We start from the raw sequence: 18,696 nt of genomic DNA on the forward strand, positions 1-18,696 counted from the left end.
GTCAAGGAAGGGGCGGGAAGTTCGGCGGGCGGCGCTCCAGGAAGCTGGCGACGCCCTCCGCGAAGTCCGGCCGCCCGAAGGAGGCGAGCATCTCCTGCGTGGCGGCCTTGGCGGCCTCCTCCAGCGTGGCGTCCCAGTCGTGCCACACCTGCCGCTTGATGATCGCCATGGACGCCGGCGAGCTGTGGGAGGCCAGCTCGGCGGCGTACTCCTGGGCCTCGCGCAGCAGCGACTCGCCCGGCACCGCCCGGTTGGCCAGCCCCATCTCGTACGCCTCCCGCCCCGTGAACACCCGCCCCGACAGCAGGACGTCCATGGCCCGCTGCTGGCCCATGACGCGCGGCAGCACCCAGGAGAGCCCGTACTCGGCGATCAGCCCGCGGCGCGCGAAGGCGGTGGTCCACTTGGCCTGCTCGGCCGTGAAGACGAGGTCGCAGACGAGCGCGTGCACCATGCCGAGCCCCGCGCAGGCCCCGTTGACGGCGGCGATGATCGGCTTGCCGATGGTCGTGGGGAAGGTGTTGGGCCGCGGGTCGGGCACCTCGTCGTACGAGCCGGTCTGGAGGGCGTTCAGCGTCTTGAAGTCGGCCCCCGAGCAGAAGCCCTTGCCCGCGCCCGTGACCACGACGGCCCGCACTGCGGGGTTCTGCTCGGCCTCGGCCAGCAGGTCGAAGTAGCGCCGCCCCATGGCGCCGGTCCACGCGTTGAGCGTGTCGGGCCGGTTGAAGGTCAGGGTGAGCACGCCCTGGTCGTCGAGCGTCGAGAGTACGAGGTCCACCATGCCCCCAACAGAACCATGTTCTAGGCGGGGAAGGCAAGGATGAGGGCATGGAACGGGACCTGTCCTGGGACGGCTGCCACAACGTGCGCGATCTCGGCGGCCTGCGCGCCGCCGGCGGGAGGCGGACCCGGTGGGGGGCGGTGGTGCGCTCCGACACGCCCGACCGGCTCACCCCCAAGGGCTGGGAGGCGGCGGCGGCCCACGGCGTACGGACCATCGTCGACCTGCGCGACCCCGGCGAGCACCACGCGTTGCCCGGCCTGCGCCCGCCCGGCATGACCGTGGTCAGCGTGCCGCTCGACCGCCGCGGCGGCCCCGACCCGGTCCGCGAGCGGGACGGCGGCACGCCGCTCTACCTGGCCCCGTTCATGGAGAACTGGCCCGACGCCTGCGTGCTGCCGCTGCGCGCCATCGCGCGGGCCCGGCCCGGCGGCGTGCTCGTGCACTGCGTGGCCGGGCGCGACCGCACGGGCCTGGTCGCCATCCTGCTGCTCGCGCTGGCCGGGGTGGCGCCCGAGGACATCGTGGCCGACTACGAGCTGTCGGCGACCCGCCTCAGCCCCTTGTACGCCCTGCTGGGCGAGGCCGACGACGGCCTGCGCGTGCAGGCCCGCATGACGGCCGCCGGGAAGACCACCGCCGAGGTCGTCACGGCGCTCCTGGCGGGGCTCGACGTGGAGGCGTACCTGACGGCGGCCGGCCTGACCCCGGCCGAGCTGACCGCCCTGCGCGACCGCCTCACGGAGCCGGACGACGGCACCCCCGGTGAGCCCTTCAGCGGTGGTGGACGAAGGCCGGGGTGAGCACGCTCGTGTCGTAGTAGCGGTGGAAGACGGGCGTGGCGCTGCCCGACAGCGGCGGCACGATCCACGACCAGTCCGCCGGGCACACCCGCCCCGCCTTCTCCTCCTTCGACAGGTGGGTCAGGAAGCGCCGCGACTCGGTGTGGTGATCCGTCATCGTGACGCCCGCCCGCTCGAACGAGTACAGCACCGCCACGTTCAGCTCCACCAGCGCGTGGTCGCGCCACAGGGTGCGCTCGGTGGAGGTGTCCAGGCCGAGCCGCCGCGCCACCACGGGCAGCTGGTCGTACCGGTCGGCGTCGGCGAGGTTGCGGGCGCCGATCTCGGTGCCCATGTACCAGCCGTTGAAGGGCGCGCAGGGGTAGCAGATGCCGCCGATCTCCAGGCACATGTCCGAGATGGCCGGCACGGCGTGCCAGCGCAGCCCCAGCTCCTCGAACCACCCGTAGTCGGGATGCGCCAGCGGCACCTCCAGCACCGCGTCCCCCGGCACGTGGCACAGGAGCGGGTCGCCGAGGGGCGGCTGGATGATCAGCGGCAGCACGTCGAACCGGCCGCCCCTGCCGCGCCAGCCCAGCGCCCTGGCGGTCTCCGTGAGCGCGACGTTGCGCGGATCCCCCACGACGCCGTCGGAGGTGCGGTAGCCGGCGTACCGGATGAGCTGGTCGTTCAGCAGCCGGGGCCCGCGCCGGGCGGGCAGGTCGGGAGGCAGGACGGTGACGGTGGGCCTGATCTTGCCGTTGCCCGTGGCCTCCCGCAGGTGGGCCACGCACTCGAGGGCGACCCCCTCGGCCGTGCTCACCTGCCTGCGGTCGCGCACCTTCAGCGAGCGCCAGTACAGCCGGCCGATGCACCGGTTGCTGTTGCGCCAGGCCACTCTGGCCCCGAACTCCAGCTCCTCGTACGTGTGCGTGTAGGTTCCGTAGCGGGCCACGTCCCTGGAGACGTCGCGCAGGCGGGCGTTGAGGCCGCGCACGGAGGGGTTCTCGGCGTGGAAGAGCCTGATGAAGCGTTCGGCCTCCCGCAGGTCGGTGGTGCGCTCCAGCACCGCCTGGGCGGCGAGCACGTCGAAGGGGCGAAGGTTCCTGATCCAGGTACGCACGCGGCAACCAGCACTTCTCCGTCGTCGGATCGCCCCGCCGATTCCGGGTCGGCGGCACGTCCTGGTGGCAGCGCCCTCTCCTCGCCGCCGACATGACTTCCCGCGGCTCCGGCCCTTCGGACCGGCGTTCCCATTTTCCGTACCCCGGCCCGCTTTGTCCGCCGATCCGGCAAAAGCGTCACCATCGCGTCACACACGGTCGCGCCCCCGGGGAACCCCGGGGGCGCGGCCATGACTTCTACCTCTCCCAGACGCAGGTGAGGTGGACGACGACCCGGCTGTGATGCCGGTGCTTGCCCGCGAGCTTCCGCTTCACCACCTCGGGAGGCAGCTTGTCGGCCGGGACGCTGATGGACAGCCGGTCCTCCGGCACGACCGCCACACCGTCCTCGACGACGGTCTCCTCAGGCTCGATGTACCTCTCGTCGACCAGCTCGGCCACCTTGGCCCTGGACAGCGTCACGGCCTTGCCGTCGCTCATCCAGCACGTCAGCCTGCGGCCCTGGAACCCGCCCTCGCCGTGCCCCTTCACCACGACGTCGCCGGACCTCCCGTGCACCCGCACCGGCCCGTCGTCGGCCAGCGCCGACCCCGCCATGACCCCGAGCCCGAGCACGGCGGACGTGACGACGACCGCGAGGCGTCGCTTCAACATGGGAACTCCCTCCCCGAGACGATTCGACAGCCCCGAGGGTCGCTCCCCACCCCTGAACCCAACCTGAAGAGCGCCGAAGCCTCCTTCAGGTACGCGCCGTCATGCCGTCAGACGCAACGGGCACCGGCGACGGCGGCCACCAGCAGGGCAGGGGCGCGGCCGATCATGGCTAGAGCGTGTCCACCACCTGATACAGCAGGCCGACGCCGACCGCGATCGCTCCCACGACCAACCCCGCGAATGACCTGCTCCGGTTGGACACGGTGGAGGTCGTGGGCTTTCCGCGCAGCCCAGGCCATGCCAGCAACATCGCGACGCCCCCGGCAGCCACCGTCGTCCAGATCGGCGCTTCCAGGGCCATGACGACCGGGTTGCCGACGAATAGGACCAGACATGCAACGACCAGAGACGGGACACCCAAACGATCCGACCATCGCGTCATGGTGAGCGAGTGTAGATCGCTCACCTCCATGGACGACTTCCTCGCCACCGATCGACTCCTGGCGCCCGGAACGACTCAGGCCCTCCCACCTGTGATCGGTGAGAGGGCCTGAGCGAGAAGCTCCCGCGATAGGACTCGAACCAGGCTCTTGTTGTTCTGGTCGATTCAAAGGGGTTCAGAGGTACTGGTGGTCGATCAACCGAGTCCAGTCGGGTTCAGACTCGTTCACCCGACATGGCTCCCTACTTGGCTCCCCTGTGGCTCTCGCGCCAATCACGGCTGCTGAGTGGGAGGGTCCTTGTCGTTGCTGCTGGATGGCAATGCTGGGGGTTCGTGGCGGTGGCGAACCAGGGCGCTGAAGATCTTCCAAGCCGCGTCCAAAGGGGCAGCGGGATAGCTGCGTAGTGCTGCCTCGGTGTGGGGGTCCCAGTGCCAGGATTGTGGTGGAAGCGGAGGCCGGGCCCTGCTGCCAGCCTGCGAATGGTGTTCCTCCAGTGCTATCAAGCTCCCGCGATGGGGCTCCGAAATCAGACTGGCGAATGAACCTGTCTGAGCTGTTGGCTCGTGCAAGAATCCGACAGGCATGAGAGGGGAGCGGAGGAGGTGGCATGGGATGTTGGATGTGCTGGCTAGCATAGGGGACACGATAAGTGGAGTTGGTGCCATTCTTGCAGTACTGGCAGCACTTTACGTCTCCAATAAAACTCGCCAAGACGTTCAAAGAGATAGAGATATACAGATTCTTCCAGTTCTCGCATTTCAGCCTGGAGGGATACCATTACCGTTGCATGAGCGCAACTTCGGCCATCGAATCGGCGGAATGAATCCGACCTATGTAGAGAGCGCCTTCCAGCGAATACCTGCGGATGCGAAGATTCTTGACCTAGGAAAGAAAAAGGGCGACAATAACGTCACGCAAGGCGATTACGGAGAACTATTCAATTACGGCCACGGTCCCGCATTTGATGTGAGGGTCACGTGGCAAGCTGAGGTGTTAGAAATAAGCACAGACAGTTTCCCCATAACAAAGGAGCAACGCTCTTCCCCGCGATTCGCAGAAGGATCAAATAGATTGCCAAGTGTCTCGCGACACATTCCTCCGGGGGCGAAGGGCCAACTCACAAGACTTCCCACCTTCTATATCCTTGACCTGCAAAGGGTCATTGATTCCATAGAATGTAGAGTCGTTATTCGCTACAAGGACATGCTTGGACGTCCGCTGGAAACTGTCCAGAACGCACGAATTTCGTCATTTCGCAGCGCCGATGAACCTTACTGTATTGTAACGTTCAGCGATGTGATTGGCCTTCCCGAACCACTCAATTCAGGAAGACGACCATCCGCATCCGCTGAAAGAATTTCCTGGATTAACAGACTTTTATCAAAGAGGCAGACAAGTACCGAATAGATCAGCCAGTCGCCTATGCCCCTCCTGGCCTGCCCGTCTGCCGTCGTCCCACCTGCAGAGGTAGCGGGCCAGCCGCGGGGCTGCCCCGCCGCGCGCCCGGTGTCAGTGCCCGTGATGGAGCGTAGGCGGCCCCGCGGCTGGTCTGCTAGGGCTTGCTCTGGAACGGCGGCAGGCGGGCAGGCCCTTTCCAGCCCAGCCCCATACGGCGGCTCGTTTGCGATCTCGGCTGCCCGGAGCCGGAGTGCCCCCGCCGGAGGCATGTTCTAACCCCGGCCCCGTTGCCGGCGACCGGGTGCGCTGATGAACTCGGCCCCGTAACCGGAGTAGTGCGCTTCCTCTTGCGGCCCTGTCCTTCGTCCGCGCCAGCCGACCGGCGTTGTGCGGGTCGGGGCATGGGAGCCCAAGCGGGAGTGCCCCGGCCCGTGCCGCGTCGGCGGCGCGTGCGGCCCGGTCAGGGCCGCTTTAAGTATGTGAAGAAAGTTCTCACATGTCACACGACTATGTCCATGCTCCGGAGGCAGGAACGGAATGCCGTGCCAAGGTGGTCGAGGACGGCTCGGCCTTTCTCGGCGGTAGCCAGCGAGGGGCGGCCGATGACACCCGATTTGGTGTAAGCCTCCATACCGACCGTAAGAAGATCCTTGCGATTATCTGCAAGATGGTCAACCGTGGCGTAACCGTCCAACACCAGCTCAGGATTAGACGCCAGGAGAATGGAAACCTCTAGTTCACCTGCATGCATGTCGTCGTGTGTACTGGTTGCCATGTTGGCCGCAGCTCGTGCCGTCTTCCAGTCGGTGTTCGTCGGGAAAAGAGCCATGCATCGTTCGGAAACGGTAGCTTCTTGGACAATGTTGGAAAGGACGTAATTGCCGCCATGAGCATTGAGCAGCACTAGCTTGTTGATGCCTGATGCTCGCAAGGACTCCTGAATATCAACAACGAGCGCGAAGAGGGTTCTAGCCGAGATGCTTACAGTTCCAGGCCAAGCCTTGTGCTCGTGGGAGCAGGAGATAGTAATTGGTGGCAGATGGCGTACGGGATAGAGCTGAGCGATCTCGCGGGCGATGATCGAAGCGATGGCCGCGTCAGTGGCTAGGGGAAGATATGGGCCGTGTTGTTCGAAGCTGCCAATGGGCAGGATGGCCACTTGCGCATTGCGCTCATGCTCATCCTTGGTTGTCTGAGTTGGCAGCAAATGATTCACAGAGTCTCCTTTTGTGGAGTGGTGTCCCCTACGTGATGCGGTGTGTGAGCTGGGCTAAGTCCTTCATCAAGTCTCGCACGGGAGGAAGTTTGGCGACAGGTGCGAGGCGACCAGCTAGGGCTTCGAGCTGTGTTCGGATACGTGAAGAACCGGTTCTCATCGCGATGGAGAGGGCTTCCGTCCCAGCTTGAAGGGCTCGCTCGATCTCGCCTTGAGCTGCGGCAGCGGTGGCCAGCCGGGCAAGACACAGACCTTTGTCGCGTACTTGGGTCGCTTCGGGCCACTGCGTAAGGCTGTGTTCGAAGACTGACACGGCTGCGTCCGGGTTGCCGAGAAGCACCCATGACATCCCGGCTTCCATCTCGATGTAGGACGGAGTGCAGTAGCGGGCTCTGTCTGGTGCGACCTGGTTCAGCCCGTCAGCGGCATGCTGGATGGCTTGAGCTGTGGCGGATTCGAACTCGCGAGGTTCGGCGAGAAGAGCGTGTGCGTTGGCCAGCTGCCGGAGAGAGACTGCACGAAGCCGTGGTGTCAGGTCGGGTGAGGCGTTGAGCGCGGCGTTGGCCAGACCTAGACCTTGCCCGGGTTGGCCGGCCTCGGTGGCGATGTTGCTTTTCCGCATGAGGACGTAGGCCAAGAGTTGCGGGTCGGCGAGTTCCTGGGCGTAGTCGAGTGCTTGGTTAGTCCAACGCATCGCGCACTCAGGGTCGCCAGAATCCTGGTACAGCCAGCCACAGAATTCGGCGAATTGAGCAGCGATTCTGAGTATCCGATGGCGATCGGCTCCACGTGTTGACTGTACTAGACGGTCTATCAGCGGAAGTTGGGCTTGAACGGTCGGCACCAAGTAGAGCGGGCCAAGAAGGGCGTCTGCGCGAGTGTGCTCAGCCAAGATATTTGTCAGGTAGGTGATCACCTCAGGGGAAGCTGCGCCTGGCAGGGCTGGAGGCAGCGTGGTTGGTGCTGCCATGATGACTTCGGTTTGTGCAGTGAACCCGAGGTCGGTATCCGAAGCGCGGTAGAGCTCGCAGAATATCTGTCGGTAGCTCTCCGGGACGTCTCGACGGTTGTTCTCAAACATGGAGAACAAGGTGCGCAAGCTGGAACGGGACGGGATGTCGATCTCCAGCCTGCGGCCAATCTGCTCGAACCGGACGATGGCTTGCTCCTGAGACCAGCCATGTTGCTTCCGTGCCTGCTTGAGCAAGTTCGGAATACCCATCGCACCTCGCAATGGTCCGGATTACCGTTGTCAACCCAGTGCACCCATGATGCCCCATATTTGCGCTGATCGCGCGGGGTTAACAACTTCCGTTAAGTTATGTTGGGTTTTGTCAGTCTGTCGGATCCTGATCGATAACAGTTCTATGGAGCTCACAGGGAGTTCGCACTACAAGGGGTGCGGCCCTCAATTCGGAGGTGAGCTCGTGAAGCTCCTCATCGACGTCACCGGCAAGTCGTTCATGGTGACGAAGGAAGCGGTCGAGAAGGCCGACCAGAACGGGCGTCAGAAGTCCGAGCGGGAGACCGGCCGACCGATGTGGGTCACGCAGGTCATGGCGCTGGACGAGACGGGCGGCGAGATGATCAACGTCACCACGGCCGGGGAAAGGCCCACGGTGAGCGTTGGTTCCCAGGTCGCCCTGTTCAAGCTGGAGGCTCTGCCTTGGGCGACCAACGGTCGCAACGGCGTGGCCTTCCGCGCGGCTGACATCAAGCCCGCTGGTGCTCCGGCCAGCAAGTAGACCGCACTCCTCATCTGCGCCAAGCAATAACGGCGTGAATGGTGAGCCCATGCAGGTTTTCACCTGCTGTACAAACGCGATCAACTCCAACACGGTCCACCACAACCCTGTATCTCCGATCAACGATCAGGGAGGTCGTCATGGGGATCAACATTGCTGGCAAGGACATCGTTTGTCCCGAGTGTCACCAATGGGACAGCTTCCAGATCACGTTCATGGACTCGCGCGGCGGAGAAGTCACCTGCCTCATCTGCGGTACCGACTTCTACTTCACTCCGAACTAGCCGCGCATCACAGGCTCTGCCCATGGCCTGATCACATCGTCATCCGGAGGGTTTCCACCACCTCTCCGGCCTGATCGCTCAGTCGTCTGAGATCGGCTCTGGCATTCAAGTGAGGGCCGATCTCGACGTCGATCCCTGGGATAACGCAAGCGGGACCGTATCGCCTACCACAACGCACGGCCCCGCTCCCAACCCCCGCCTCGTCAGGAGGAGGAGAGTCATGCCTCAGCGTACCTTCGGGTCGCCCAACAAGAACAGAGGCGGCTACGGCCGTCGTGGTAGCGCCGTCACGATCATTCAGACCAACGTGCACTACAGCTACCTGCGCACAGCAAAGATCACCTTCTATGTGGTGCTGATCGTCGTCGCCCTCGTCACCGCCGTGATCTCGGCGGAGCACCTGCACGGCATCCTCGTCGTGCCGTTCTCCCTCGCCGTCGGTACCGTCATCGGCGGTCTGGTCGCCTGCGTCATCGCAATCTGGCCTGTCCTGCGTGCCATCTGGTGGTGGCTACCAGAGATCACGTTCGTTCTGCTGCTTGTCGGCGGCTGGGCGTACCTGCAAGAGCAGACCAGCCCGATCATCACCGGCGTCATCTACGCCAGCATCATCGCCCCCATCAGCCTGATCCCGGTGCTGCGCCGCAGCACGCTGGCGCTGGCCTGGTGCGTCATCGTCCGGCACCGCCTGCGCGCCTGCTTCATTTCCTTCCTTCCCACTGACCGGCACGGTCACCTACCGTTCATCGGTCTGGCCATCCCCACCCCGGTCGGGGAACGCGTCCGCGTCTGGCTCCGCCCCGGACTGTCGGCAGACGAGATCGAGAAGCAGCTCGGCAAGATCGCCGTAGCCTGCTGGGCCGCCTCCGTCACAGTGACCAAGGCCCGCAAGACCAACGCCGCTTCCATCTACTTGGACATCAAACGGCGTGAAGTCCTTGGCGGCATGGTCGGCTCTCCTCTCACCGAGGACCTACCGACCGCCGAAGTGCCGGCCATCACCCCGCCGGTTGCTGCCGTTCCGGCTCAGCTCGATCTGGCTGACGTGCCGGACATCGACGACACCGACACCACGGAGCGTCCGGCCAAGAAGAACGGCCGATCCCCGGCCGCAGGCGGCACCTTCGCCCCGACGGCCCCGGATAACCCCGACCTCGACTGGGTCTGACGCGCGTCGTCCGCTACCGGGAGAACTCCTGTTCAGCTCTCCCGGTAGCACCTCTCGCATTCGTCTCAGAGACACGTAAGAGGTGTGACGCTGCCATGAATGTGGCGCTTCCCGAACTCCCGGTCACGATCCCGGTAGCGCCGTCCCTGTCCATGTTCGATCCGGTGTTCATCGGAATCGATGAATTCAGCAATCCGGTCTACCTCGACCTGGTGTACCACAACCTCTTGGACGCCGGAGAACCTGGCGGCGGCAAGTCCGTACTGATTCAAAATCTCGTCGGGCACGCCTTCATGTGCCACGACTTCACCCCGGTCCTGCTGGACCCCAAGTGGGTCGAACTGGGGATGTGGATGGACGCCGCTGAAGCGGCTGGAGGCGTGTTCGTCGGCCCCGACATCGACAAGGGCCTACGCGTCCTGCGACGCCTGCAAAAAGTGATGGATCGACGCTACGTCTGGCTGCTGGCCAACGGTCGTCGCAAGTTCCTGCCGCGTGACCACATCAAGGTCATCGGTGTCTTCATCGACGAACTCGCCTACTACACCGCCACCATCGGCACGCCCGAGCAGCAAAAAGAGTTCATCGCTCTGGTACGTGACCTGGTGGCCCGAGGCCGGGCCTGCGCCATGCCGGTCATCGCCGCCACCCAGCGGCCCAGCGTGGACATCATCCCGACGTCGCTGCGCGACCTGTTCGGCTACCGGGCAGCCTTTCGCTGCACCACCCCCAACAGCTCCGACATCATCCTCGGCCACGGCTGGGCCTCGGCCGGATACAACGCCCAGGCCATCAGCCCGGACACCCCGGGCGTGTTCTACCTCATCGCCGAAGGCGGCATCCCGCACCTCGCCAAAGCCGCGTACCTCAGCGACGCGCAGATCCACCAGCTCGTCGAGTACGTCACCTGGATCCGCCGAACCGGCGATCCAGCATCCCTACCCCTGGCTGCCTGAACGGAGAGCCACCATGTCCCACGACCCTGACACGGTCCCGGCCTTGAGTGAGGTGCCCTGGCCCGACCAGCCACCCCACAACCCGGAGGTCCGCGCCGTGTGCTGCCCCGAGTGCGGCAACACGGACTTCATCGAAACGTTCATCTCCACCGACCAGGGCTCTGAGAACGCCCTGCAATGCGACCACTGCGGAGAGGTCGTTTCCGTCTCTCACAACCTCCACCGGAGGCCACGATGATCCGCAAGGCATACCACGCCAACGGCAGTCCCGATCTTCGCAACTGGACAGTCCAATGCGACAACAGCTGCCCCAACACCGTCCCCATCCTCAACGCGACACCGTCCGGCTGGGTCATCGGCAGACGTGAGAACGGCCGGTGTTACTGCCCCGCCTGCGCCTACCTGTTCGCCGCGCGCCTGATCTCCTGGGCCCTGGTCTGCCCGGTCTGCGGCTCCCCGCAACTCACCATCGGCACCGACAGCAACGGCACCGCCGAATTCGCCCTGTGCGACGGAGAATGCCGCACCACCTACCTGGCCGACGACGGCTGGCACTGCACCTGCTGCGGCGACCTGATCATTCCGCCGCCAGACGGCACCAACTGAACACACGCGAGGGCCGGACCAATCCGCCAAGATCCCCGGCCCTCGCCTCAACCCATTCCACTCCTCAGCGATCAAGCAAAGGAGCAGAACCGTCATGCACTCTATCCCCGCTCCGGCTGCACGCATACCGCAGCTCGACCGGTTGAACGCCACCCCCGGTACCCGAGTGCTCTTCTACGACCCCACCGGCAGCCAGCACACGCTCCCCACCTATCCGTGGAAGTGGGCGCCCAAGAACCTCAAGACCCGGCGCCAACTCGCCGCCCTCGGCCTGCGCCCCGGCGGACAAACCCCCGTCGCCCAGATCCTCTGGCGCAACGGCGGACGCGTCGCCTACCTCTACGACGTCACCCGCGCGCTGCCCAAGCGCAAGCCCACCGGCAAGCAGCTGGCCGCGCTCGACAAGGCCATGCGTGCACGTCGCGCCAAGCGGAGCGCATCATGAGTCGCCCGGTCGAAAATCCTGACTACGCCGCCTTCCTCAAGCGCATCATCCGCGCCTACAGCAAGCGCATCGCCGAAGGCGACATCGAAGCCCTCGCGGACTTGTCCGGCATCGTCGCCGAGCTGGACCACGCCATCGCCCAAGCCGTCCTCCAGCTACGTGCGCAGCACGGCTACTCCTGGGCCGACATCGCCCGGCCTCTCGGCATCACCCGTCAAGCCGCCCAACAACGCTGGGGCGGTGACAGCTCATGACCGTCAGCGGAACCGTCTACCTGCTGCACTTCGACCGCCCGTACAAACACGCCCGCCACTACATCGGCTGGACCTCCGGAGAGCTCACCCAGCGACTCCGGCAGCACCGCAACGGCACCGGCGCCCGACTCCTGCAAGTCATCGCCGCCGAAGGCATCGGATTCGCCGTCGCCCGCCTCTGGGACGGCGGACGCAACCTCGAACGCTCTCTCAAGAACCGGGGCGGAGCCTCACGAGCCTGCCCTCTATGCGGAGTGCGGCCGCGCGTCACCGGATGGGAGCCGATGATGCCGGCAGACCTTCCCATGCCGCACGCGAGCACCTTCATGGACGCCACCTGCGCCTGCAACCGCATCATCACCGTCGCCGCAAACCTGCTCACCACAGCCACGTTCACTTGCCGCGACTGCGGTCAACCCGTCGTTCCCCTCACCCAGAACGGCCAAGGAGACCACCATGCCGCAACCGTGTAGCCGCACCGAACGCATGGAAACAGCCATCCAGCTCGTCATCCTGCTCCTCGTCGGCCTCATGGCCGGAGCAGCCTCCTTCACCCACGTCCACGACTGGACCATGGCCAACAGCCCCGAAGGAACCAGCGACTGGTTCGGCTGGGCCAACGCCATCATCTCCGAACTCACCCCCACCGCCTCCGGCCTGGAAGTCCGACGACGCAAGCGCAACGGCCAACCCATCGCCTACCCCATGGCCGTCCTCATCGCCTCGGCCCTGCTGTCCGTCGCAGCACAAATCGCCATCGCCCAACCACACCCCACCGGCTGGCTGATCGCCGCCATACCGGCCCTGGCCTTCCTCGCCCTCACCAAACTCGTGCTCTCACGCACCCCCACCGCTCAGGCGACATCCGAACCAGCCACCGCGCCGGAACCCACCCCGGAAATCCCACCTCAACCTGCGGAAACGTCCCCCGGCAACGAGCACCAGGACGACATGCCCACCAACCGCGACATCCAAGAGCGCACCCCGGCCTTGCCGGTCCTGCAGCTATCCACCCCCGCCTTGGAAGGACAGCACTGACCCATGACCCTCCAGCTCGACACCGCTTCGGCGCTGGCTCTCACCCCCGGAACCGCTTCCCCGGTCCCGGGCGTGGGGGCGAGCACCGAAAGCCTCCCGCACGACCCCTTCCGGCACGAAGTCCGCCAGCACGTCCGCACGGCCCTGGAACGCGCGACGCGTCCCCACTACACCGCTTGGCTCAGCCATATCGAATCAGCTGCAGCCTGCACGCAACCCGTCCGGCTCCACGGCAACCTGGCCACCGTTGACCTCCGTACCGGCGAAATCCTCACTGTCCGGCACACGTCCACGCTGCCGGACGGCGTCGTCTACAAAGCCTGCGGCAACCGACGCCACACCGTCTGCCCTGCCTGCGCCAGCACCTACCAACACGACGCCTACCACCTGATCCGCGCCGGACTGGTCGGAGGCAAGACCGTTCCCGACACCGTCCGCACCCACCCGGCGGTGTTCGCCACCCTCACCGCGCCTTCCTTCGGCTCCGTCCACACCCGCGACGTACGCCACTGCGCCTGCCGCGACAAAACCCGCTGCACCTGTCGCCCCACCCCCTGCCACGCCCGCCGCGACAACCCGACCTGCCCCCACGGAACCCCGCTGGCTTGCTGGCAACGGCACCCCCCGGGCGACGAACAACTCGGCCGGCCTCTCTGCCCCGACTGCTACGACTACGCCCACCACGTCGTCTGGAACCACCACGCCGGAGAACTCTGGCGACGCACCAAGCAACACGCCGAACGACAGCTCAACCAGCTCGCCCGGCGACGCGGCCTGCCCCGCATCCGGCTCGCCCACGGCAAAGCCGCCGAATACCAAGCCCGAGGAGCCGTCCACTTCCACATCCTGCTCCGCCTGGACGGCTACGACCCCGGAATGCCTGAGGTCATCCTCCCGCCTCCGCACGGCATCACCACCGACGACATCATCACCGCCGTTACCCTGGCCGCTACCACGATCACTTACACCACCCCCGCTCACCCCGACCAGCACGGCGGCTGGCACATCACCTGGGGTGAACAACTCGAAGTCCGGCCCATCACCTTGTCCGCCTCCGGAGACGCGCTCGACGACCAAGCCGTAGCCGCCTACCTCGCCAAGTACTCCACCAAGGGCACCGAAGCCACCGGCCACACCTCCCGGCGGCTCACCACCGACACCATCGGCCTGTACGCCAACCCCACCGGCACCCACCCCGAACGACTGATCGCCACCGCATGGAAACTCGGCCACCCTCCCGAATGGAGAGGATTACGCAGGTGGGCGCATATGCTCGGCTTCGGCGGACACTTCCTCACTAAGGCCCGCCGCTACTCCATCACCTTCGGCGCCATCCGCGAAGAACGAGCCGCCTACAGACGCGTACACGCCCTCAACGACCGCCACCCAGGGATAGAGGGACACCCCGGCGCAACGCGATTCCAGCGTCAACCAGACCTTGACACCAAAACCGAGGAAACCACCCTCGTCATCGGATTCCTCACCTACGCAGGCACCGGCTGGCACACGACCGGTGACCAGCTCCTCGCCAACACGGCAGCGGCCCAAGCCCGCGAACGCACCCGAGCAGGACGCGAAGAACTCGCCCACCAACAGGCATGCAGTTCGTCCACACCGCTCGCCGCCTGACCAACCCTCAGAACGCGAACGGAGTCACCACCATGTCCACCTCTGATCAACGCCTCACCGGGACGGCGGTCGTGCCGTTGCTCTACAAGCCCGAGGAGGTCGCCGTCCAGCTTCGGATCAGCCGGACGAAGGTCTACGCCTTGCTTCGGAGCGGAGACCTTCGCTCGGTGAAGATCGACGGCTGCCGTCGCATCCCGGTCGCTGCGCTCTTCGAGTACGTCGCGCACCTCGAAGGACGGGCAGCATGAGCAAGGAGGACCTCGACTACTCGCTCTACTTCGACGCCAGCAAGAACGCCTGGGTCGCCGCCGTGTCTCTCGGTTTCGACGGAGCAGGCCGCCGCGTCCGTCGCAAGGTGTCTGCGGTGTTACCCCGCAAGTGGCAAGATCGCCCGGTCGACGATCAGCGGGCCCAAGCCGTCAAACTGCTGGCGCCCAAGGTCAAGAAGCTTCGCGAGGAAGCCGAGAAAGGCATCAAGACCAAAGCCAACTACCGGGTCAGCGACGCCGTGGAAGACTTCCTCGCCCACGGGCTCAAAGGTCGTAGTCTCGGCACCATCACGCACGCCCGGTCGATGGCAGAGAACCAGATCAAACCGAAGATCGGCAACTACCGGCTCAAGGACCTCCGCGCCGAGCACGTCGATCTCTGGCTCGACGAACTGGCCGAGATCCTCGCCACCAAAACGATCGTCCAGGTGCACAACCTGCTGACTCGCGCCATCCGCATGGCCGAGAAACGCGAACTCGTGGGCCGTAACGTCTCGGCCCTGTGCGAGACCCCACACGGCCAACAGGGACGTCCTAGCACCTCTCTCACGCTCGACCAGGCCGTCATGCTGCTCCGGGCTTGCGAGGGAGAGAAGTTCGGCGCATACGTCATCACGGCGCTTCTCACCGGCATCCGGCCGGAGGAGGCACGCAAGCTCTTGTGGGAGGTTGTAGACCTCAAGGGGAAGCCGCCGTCCATCTCGGTTCTGCGCGCCGATCGGGTCGGTGGAGACACCAAGACCAAGAAGTCGCGTCGTGCGCTCGCCCTGCCGGCCATCGTGGTCGAGGAGCTCAAGCGGCATAAAGTCCGCCAGAACGCTCAACGACTGGCGGCCGGTGAGGCATGGCAGGAACACGGCCTCGTCTTCACCCGCGATGACGGGACCATGCTCGACCCCATGCGGGTCCTGCGCGGTCTGCGGGTGATCACCAAGAAGGCGGGCATCGGGAACCGCTGGAAGGTACGGGAGCTCCGTCACTCCTTCGTCTCGATTCTGAGCGACGGGGACGTCTCGGTGGAACGCATCGCCGATCTCGTCGGGCACTCGACGCCAAACACGACGCAGACCGTCTACCGGCACCAGATCAGACCCGTGATCGTCCACGGCGCGGAAACCATGGATGCCGTGTTCGGGACCGACAAGCCGACTGAGTGATGGCTCCCCTACTGGCTCCCGGAACGACTCAGGCCCTCCCACCTGTTAGCGGTGAGAGGGCCTGAGCTGCCAACCTCTTGCTTGAGAGCAGCTCCCGCGATAGGACTCGAACCTATAACCTGCCGGTTAACAGCCGGCTGCTCTGCCGTTGAGCTACGCGGGATCGAACTCGTTTGCCCACTTCGCCGGGGCTCTTCGGCCCCTTCGCTGTGCGCAGGAATAGATTAGCGCACTCCTGGAGTGCGTGTCGCATCGCGAGCGGGGTAGGCCCGGAGACAGCGGAGGTGCAAAATGCGTTATCGGATGACATTCGCTGTTGGTCTGGCTGTTGGTTACGTGCTCGGCAGCCGGGCCGGACGCGAGCGGTACGAGCAGATCAAGCGGACGGCGCAGCGCGTCGCCGACAACCCCCGGGTGCAGGAAGTGGCCGGGATCGTCGGGGCGCAGGCCTCGAAGGCGGCGGGGATGGCCCGGTCGAAGGTGGGGGGCACGCTGCAGCAGCGGATCCCGTTCCTCAACTCCGACGGGCACCAGCCCGAGACCGGCACCGGCTGGCCCGATGAGGAGGTCGCGGACCAGAAGGCCCGGGAGAGCGGTATCCCCTACTGATCGGCGCACGTACGAGAGCGGCATGGACGTGACCGGCCTCACACCCCCGCACGCACGCCTGGGACCGGTCCGTTCATGCCGCTCGCGGCCGTGGTTCACCTGGTTCAGACGCCCATGCTCCGCCGCACGCCCTCGAGGGCCTGCTCGGCCTGTGCGCGTATCCCGGGTCGGAGGGGTCGAGGCCGTCGTCGAAGACGAGGGTCCAGCCGAGCACTTCGCCGCCGGGCCGGCGCCGGGCGACGAGGCGCACCCCGCCCCTGCCGGGCAGGCTGACGTGCTTGTTGACCACGATCGTGGAGTTGACCCGCTCGCGTACGGTCTCGGGCAGCATGCGCGGCTCGGAGATGCGCTCGAAGTGGCGGGCGCCCGCGGTGGTGAGCACCCGCACCCCCTCCTCGTCCCACGACGCCTTGTCGATCTCCTCGTACGGCACGCGGGTGCCGTCGGACAGGTGGAGGGCGAGGTTGGTGGCCACCACGTGGCCGTCGGCGCTCTGGGCGAAGGTCAGCACCCGCTCCCCCCGCTCGGTGTCGAGGGATTTGCGCACGTCGGCGGGCAGGCGACGGAAGATGCTCATTCCCCTACGTTATCCGCGAGCAGATCCAGGGTGAGCGCCGCGCTCCAGGAGAAGTCCCGGCATCCCCGCCCGCTCCCGTCGAAGGGGTCGAAGCACTCGCGGAACCCGGCCTGGCGGACCAGGCGCAGGGTGCCGTTGGTGAGCTGCTGGCCGAGGTGGTCGAGGGAGTGGACGGCGGCGGCGCGGCGCAGCAGCCAGTTGGTGTTGATCCAGGAGGGGCCGCGCCAGTAGCGGGTGCGGTCGAACTGGGAGGCGCGGATCTCGCAGCTGGGCACGGGATAGCCGGTGGCCCCCATGAACCTGGCCGATTCGAGCAGCTCGACGGCGGCCTGGAGCCGGTCGGCGGGCAGCCCGGGGTCGAGCAGCGGCCCGAACGAGCCGACCGTGCACACGCGGATGAGCCGCCCGGCCCGCAAATCTCTGGCGTAGAAGCAGCCGTCCCACAGGCGGTCGAGCATGGCCTGCCTGAGATGCTCGGCGTGCTCGGCGTGCGGTACGGGGTCGGCGCCGGCCAGGGGCGCCAGCTCGGCCATGGCCTGGCAGGAGGCGAGCCAGATCCCGTTGAACATCGGGTCCTCGATGGCGAACGGGTGCTCGTCGCACAGGTATTCGGGGCTGTAGCCGGCGTCGCGGTAGCGCATGGCGAGCCAGACGTAGCGGTCGTGGTCGCTGTCGGGGTGCCGCTCCTCCAGGTCGACGTTGCGGTAGCCGTACCTGATGACGGGCAGCGCGTCGAGCGGGGCGTCCCAGGCGGGGCTGTCGTCCATGCCCGACTCCCAGGGGTGCACAATCGCGGCGAGCCCGGCGCCGCCGAGGTCGCGGGCGGTGGCGAGGTATTCGTGCTGGGCGGCGAGTGCCGGGTAGGCCTTCCTGACGAACGCGGCGTCGCCGGTGTGCCGGTAGAGCCACCACAGCGCCAGCGCGTGCAGCGGCGGCGCGGTGAGGCCGGAGGTGAGCACGTGCGGCGCGGCGGCGTTCTCCTGGGAGCGCCACACGGACGGCCCCGGGAAGTACGCCTCGCGCGTGTGGAAGACGATGTGCGGCACCATCCCGGTGGCCCACTGGCCCCGCAGCAGGCTGAGCAGCTCGTCGCGGGCCCGGTCCGGCCGGTGCCTGGCCAGGCCGATGACGACGAACGCGGAGTCCCAGCTCCATTGGTGGGGGTAGAGCCCTGGGGCGGGCACGGTGCCGGCGCCCGTCCAGTTGGCTTCGAGCACGGCCAGTGCCTCGCGCCCGAGCGCGGCATCGTCCACCGCGGGCCGTGCTTCCATCACCCAACTATGACTGGGGATCTGTCAGGAAGCTATGTCCTCTTCAGCCACTTCGACAGGAACATGACGCCGAGCACGGCGGCGCCGATGACGAGTGCCCATTTGAGCAGCGTGAGGGCGACGCCCACGAGGGGGCCGAGCAGCATGAGCGCGGCGATGACGGCCGCGACGATCAGAATTATCCGTCCCATGCATGAAACGCTAAGAGATCGTTAAGCGGTTTGCAGGCGAGCCGGGGTTCAATCAGGGACAAGTCAGGGGTCCCCCCGAGCCAAAGGAACTAAAGCCCG

The 18,696-nt window shown here is 66.1% G+C and carries 24 protein-coding genes and 1 tRNA gene; 15 read left to right on the forward strand and 10 right to left on the reverse strand.

Going from position 1 to position 18,696, the window contains the following annotated elements:
* Position 1: 1 nt before the first annotated feature.
* Complete coding sequence (locus tag KIS93_RS47085) at positions 2-781, reverse strand: enoyl-CoA hydratase-related protein (protein ID WP_080041801.1); 780 nt, start codon at positions 779-781, stop codon at positions 2-4.
* 47 nt (positions 782-828) lie between these two features.
* On the opposite strand from KIS93_RS47085, the gene KIS93_RS47090 reads away from it, so the two are divergent.
* A complete protein-coding gene (locus KIS93_RS47090; RefSeq protein WP_080041802.1) occupies positions 829-1,584 on the forward strand; it encodes a tyrosine-protein phosphatase in 756 nt (251 codons plus the stop codon).
* On the opposite strand, the gene KIS93_RS47095 is transcribed toward KIS93_RS47090, so the two are convergent.
* The 3 genes from KIS93_RS47095 to KIS93_RS47105 form a co-directional block, all read right to left on the reverse strand.
* Positions 1,556-2,686 carry a nitric oxide synthase oxygenase gene (locus tag KIS93_RS47095; RefSeq protein WP_080041803.1) on the reverse strand — a complete coding sequence of 377 codons (1,131 nt, stop codon included), beginning with the start codon at positions 2,684-2,686 and terminating at the stop codon, positions 1,556-1,558. The genes KIS93_RS47090 and KIS93_RS47095 overlap by 29 nt on opposite strands.
* Positions 2,687-2,924: 238 nt before the next feature.
* The gene (locus tag KIS93_RS47100; RefSeq protein WP_080041804.1) at positions 2,925-3,341 is read right to left on the reverse strand and encodes a hypothetical protein; all 417 of its coding nucleotides are present in this window, start codon (positions 3,339-3,341) and stop codon (positions 2,925-2,927) included.
* A 169-nt stretch (positions 3,342-3,510) separates the two neighbouring features.
* Positions 3,511-3,813 (reverse strand): hypothetical protein, encoded by a 303-nt coding sequence (locus tag KIS93_RS47105; protein WP_080041805.1) that lies wholly within the window; start codon positions 3,811-3,813, stop codon positions 3,511-3,513.
* 583 nt (positions 3,814-4,396) lie between these two features.
* Between KIS93_RS47105 and KIS93_RS47110 the strand changes: the two genes are divergently transcribed.
* Positions 4,397-5,191 carry a hypothetical protein gene (locus tag KIS93_RS47110; RefSeq protein ID WP_155128350.1) on the forward strand — a complete coding sequence of 265 codons (795 nt, stop codon included), beginning with the start codon at positions 4,397-4,399 and terminating at the stop codon, positions 5,189-5,191.
* A gap of 490 nt (positions 5,192-5,681) precedes the next feature.
* Here KIS93_RS47110 and KIS93_RS47115 read toward each other — a convergent pair whose 3' ends face one another.
* Entirely contained in the window at positions 5,682-6,398 is a 717-nt protein-coding gene (locus tag KIS93_RS47115) for a creatininase family protein (protein ID WP_080041806.1), read from the reverse strand.
* A gap of 28 nt (positions 6,399-6,426) precedes the next feature.
* Positions 6,427-7,620 (reverse strand): NsdA family TPR-like regulatory protein, encoded by a 1,194-nt coding sequence (locus tag KIS93_RS47120; RefSeq protein WP_155128352.1) that lies wholly within the window; start codon positions 7,618-7,620, stop codon positions 6,427-6,429.
* Between the two features lie 205 nt (positions 7,621-7,825).
* Between KIS93_RS47120 and KIS93_RS47125 the strand changes: the two genes are divergently transcribed.
* The 12 genes from KIS93_RS47125 (at position 7,826) to KIS93_RS47180 (ending at position 15,949) form a co-directional block, all read left to right on the forward strand.
* On the forward strand, positions 7,826-8,143 hold the full coding sequence (locus KIS93_RS47125; protein ID WP_080041807.1) for a hypothetical protein: 318 nt from the start codon (positions 7,826-7,828) through the stop codon (positions 8,141-8,143).
* Positions 8,144-8,283: 140 nt separating this feature from the next.
* Positions 8,284-8,427: a hypothetical protein gene (locus KIS93_RS47130; RefSeq protein WP_155128354.1), complete on the forward strand. Its 144-nt coding sequence runs from the start codon at positions 8,284-8,286 to the stop codon at positions 8,425-8,427.
* Positions 8,428-8,647: 220 nt separating this feature from the next.
* Complete coding sequence (locus KIS93_RS47135) at positions 8,648-9,595, forward strand: hypothetical protein (protein WP_080041808.1); 948 nt, start codon at positions 8,648-8,650, stop codon at positions 9,593-9,595.
* 95 nt (positions 9,596-9,690) lie between these two features.
* Complete coding sequence (locus KIS93_RS47140; RefSeq protein ID WP_080041809.1) at positions 9,691-10,551, forward strand: FtsK/SpoIIIE domain-containing protein; 861 nt, start codon at positions 9,691-9,693, stop codon at positions 10,549-10,551.
* Between the two features lie 234 nt (positions 10,552-10,785).
* On the forward strand, positions 10,786-11,157 hold the full coding sequence (locus KIS93_RS47145; protein WP_080041811.1) for a hypothetical protein: 372 nt from the start codon (positions 10,786-10,788) through the stop codon (positions 11,155-11,157).
* A gap of 94 nt (positions 11,158-11,251) precedes the next feature.
* A complete protein-coding gene (locus KIS93_RS47150; protein ID WP_155128356.1) occupies positions 11,252-11,602 on the forward strand; it encodes an RRQRL motif-containing zinc-binding protein in 351 nt (116 codons plus the stop codon).
* Positions 11,599-11,856: a hypothetical protein gene (locus tag KIS93_RS47155; protein ID WP_080041813.1), complete on the forward strand. Its 258-nt coding sequence runs from the start codon at positions 11,599-11,601 to the stop codon at positions 11,854-11,856. The genes KIS93_RS47150 and KIS93_RS47155 overlap by 4 nt, the downstream gene beginning before the upstream one ends.
* On the forward strand, positions 11,853-12,329 hold the full coding sequence (locus tag KIS93_RS47160) for a GIY-YIG nuclease family protein (RefSeq protein ID WP_186404836.1): 477 nt from the start codon (positions 11,853-11,855) through the stop codon (positions 12,327-12,329). Before KIS93_RS47155 ends, KIS93_RS47160 begins: the two co-directional genes overlap by 4 nt.
* A 13-nt stretch (positions 12,330-12,342) precedes the next feature.
* Positions 12,343-12,894, forward strand: coding sequence for a hypothetical protein (locus tag KIS93_RS47165; RefSeq protein ID WP_222107908.1), 552 nt, complete (start codon positions 12,343-12,345; stop codon positions 12,892-12,894).
* Between the two features lie 3 nt (positions 12,895-12,897).
* Positions 12,898-14,523, forward strand: a complete 1,626-nt coding sequence (locus KIS93_RS47170) for a replication initiator (RefSeq protein WP_080041815.1) — start codon at positions 12,898-12,900, stop codon at positions 14,521-14,523.
* A gap of 32 nt (positions 14,524-14,555) precedes the next feature.
* On the forward strand, positions 14,556-14,771 hold the full coding sequence (locus KIS93_RS47175; protein WP_080047114.1) for a helix-turn-helix domain-containing protein: 216 nt from the start codon (positions 14,556-14,558) through the stop codon (positions 14,769-14,771).
* The gene (locus tag KIS93_RS47180; RefSeq protein WP_080041816.1) at positions 14,768-15,949 is read left to right on the forward strand and encodes a tyrosine-type recombinase/integrase; all 1,182 of its coding nucleotides are present in this window, start codon (positions 14,768-14,770) and stop codon (positions 15,947-15,949) included. Before KIS93_RS47175 ends, KIS93_RS47180 begins: the two co-directional genes overlap by 4 nt.
* Positions 15,950-16,040: 91 nt before the next feature.
* On the opposite strand, the gene KIS93_RS47185 is transcribed toward KIS93_RS47180, so the two are convergent.
* Positions 16,041-16,112 (reverse strand) — tRNA-Asn (locus KIS93_RS47185).
* A gap of 128 nt (positions 16,113-16,240) precedes the next feature.
* On the opposite strand from KIS93_RS47185, the gene KIS93_RS47190 reads away from it, so the two are divergent.
* Entirely contained in the window at positions 16,241-16,558 is a 318-nt protein-coding gene (locus tag KIS93_RS47190; RefSeq protein ID WP_080041817.1) for a hypothetical protein, read from the forward strand.
* 73 nt (positions 16,559-16,631) lie between these two features.
* Here KIS93_RS47190 and KIS93_RS47195 read toward each other — a convergent pair whose 3' ends face one another.
* From KIS93_RS47195 to KIS93_RS47205, 3 genes are read right to left on the reverse strand one after another with little or no spacing between them, the layout of a single operon-like run.
* On the reverse strand, positions 16,632-17,135 hold the full coding sequence (locus tag KIS93_RS47195; RefSeq protein ID WP_246005470.1) for a hypothetical protein: 504 nt from the start codon (positions 17,133-17,135) through the stop codon (positions 16,632-16,634).
* The gene (locus tag KIS93_RS47200; protein WP_186404837.1) at positions 17,132-18,406 is read right to left on the reverse strand and encodes an amylo-alpha-1,6-glucosidase; all 1,275 of its coding nucleotides are present in this window, start codon (positions 18,404-18,406) and stop codon (positions 17,132-17,134) included. Before KIS93_RS47200 ends, KIS93_RS47195 begins: the two co-directional genes overlap by 4 nt.
* A 32-nt stretch (positions 18,407-18,438) precedes the next feature.
* A complete protein-coding gene (locus KIS93_RS47205; RefSeq protein WP_168009438.1) occupies positions 18,439-18,597 on the reverse strand; it encodes a hypothetical protein in 159 nt (52 codons plus the stop codon).
* Between the last annotated feature and the right edge of the window lie 99 nt (positions 18,598-18,696).

Origin of the sequence: [Actinomadura] parvosata subsp. kistnae (genome assembly GCF_900323885.1) — a bacterium.
Classification (GTDB): domain Bacteria; phylum Actinomycetota; class Actinomycetes; order Streptosporangiales; family Streptosporangiaceae; genus Nonomuraea; species Nonomuraea composti.

Excerpts from the sequence above, each read along its gene's own strand:
- KIS93_RS47085 (WP_080041801.1), bottom strand. The coding sequence starts at position 781 with ATGGTGGACCTCGTACTCTCGACGCTCGACGACCAGGGCGTGCTCACC.
- KIS93_RS47090 (WP_080041802.1), top strand. The coding sequence starts at position 829 with ATGGAACGGGACCTGTCCTGGGACGGCTGCCACAACGTGCGCGATCTC.
- KIS93_RS47100 (WP_080041804.1), bottom strand. The coding sequence starts at position 3,341 with ATGTTGAAGCGACGCCTCGCGGTCGTCGTCACGTCCGCCGTGCTCGGG.
- KIS93_RS47105 (WP_080041805.1), bottom strand. The coding sequence starts at position 3,813 with ATGGAGGTGAGCGATCTACACTCGCTCACCATGACGCGATGGTCGGAT.
- KIS93_RS47110 (WP_155128350.1), top strand. The coding sequence starts at position 4,397 with ATGTTGGATGTGCTGGCTAGCATAGGGGACACGATAAGTGGAGTTGGT.
- KIS93_RS47120 (WP_155128352.1), bottom strand. The coding sequence starts at position 7,620 with ATGGGTATTCCGAACTTGCTCAAGCAGGCACGGAAGCAACATGGCTGG.
- KIS93_RS47130 (WP_155128354.1), top strand. The coding sequence starts at position 8,284 with ATGGGGATCAACATTGCTGGCAAGGACATCGTTTGTCCCGAGTGTCAC.
- KIS93_RS47135 (WP_080041808.1), top strand. The coding sequence starts at position 8,648 with ATGCCTCAGCGTACCTTCGGGTCGCCCAACAAGAACAGAGGCGGCTAC.
- KIS93_RS47140 (WP_080041809.1), top strand. The coding sequence starts at position 9,691 with ATGAATGTGGCGCTTCCCGAACTCCCGGTCACGATCCCGGTAGCGCCG.
- KIS93_RS47145 (WP_080041811.1), top strand. The coding sequence starts at position 10,786 with ATGATCCGCAAGGCATACCACGCCAACGGCAGTCCCGATCTTCGCAAC.
- KIS93_RS47150 (WP_155128356.1), top strand. The coding sequence starts at position 11,252 with ATGCACTCTATCCCCGCTCCGGCTGCACGCATACCGCAGCTCGACCGG.
- KIS93_RS47155 (WP_080041813.1), top strand. The coding sequence starts at position 11,599 with ATGAGTCGCCCGGTCGAAAATCCTGACTACGCCGCCTTCCTCAAGCGC.
- KIS93_RS47160 (WP_186404836.1), top strand. The coding sequence starts at position 11,853 with ATGACCGTCAGCGGAACCGTCTACCTGCTGCACTTCGACCGCCCGTAC.
- KIS93_RS47165 (WP_222107908.1), top strand. The coding sequence starts at position 12,343 with ATGGAAACAGCCATCCAGCTCGTCATCCTGCTCCTCGTCGGCCTCATG.
- KIS93_RS47170 (WP_080041815.1), top strand. The coding sequence starts at position 12,898 with ATGACCCTCCAGCTCGACACCGCTTCGGCGCTGGCTCTCACCCCCGGA.
- KIS93_RS47175 (WP_080047114.1), top strand. The coding sequence starts at position 14,556 with ATGTCCACCTCTGATCAACGCCTCACCGGGACGGCGGTCGTGCCGTTG.
- KIS93_RS47180 (WP_080041816.1), top strand. The coding sequence starts at position 14,768 with ATGAGCAAGGAGGACCTCGACTACTCGCTCTACTTCGACGCCAGCAAG.
- KIS93_RS47190 (WP_080041817.1), top strand. The coding sequence starts at position 16,241 with ATGCGTTATCGGATGACATTCGCTGTTGGTCTGGCTGTTGGTTACGTG.
- KIS93_RS47195 (WP_246005470.1), bottom strand. The coding sequence starts at position 17,135 with ATGAGCATCTTCCGTCGCCTGCCCGCCGACGTGCGCAAATCCCTCGAC.
- KIS93_RS47200 (WP_186404837.1), bottom strand. The coding sequence starts at position 18,406 with ATGGAAGCACGGCCCGCGGTGGACGATGCCGCGCTCGGGCGCGAGGCA.
- KIS93_RS47205 (WP_168009438.1), bottom strand. The coding sequence starts at position 18,597 with ATGGGACGGATAATTCTGATCGTCGCGGCCGTCATCGCCGCGCTCATG.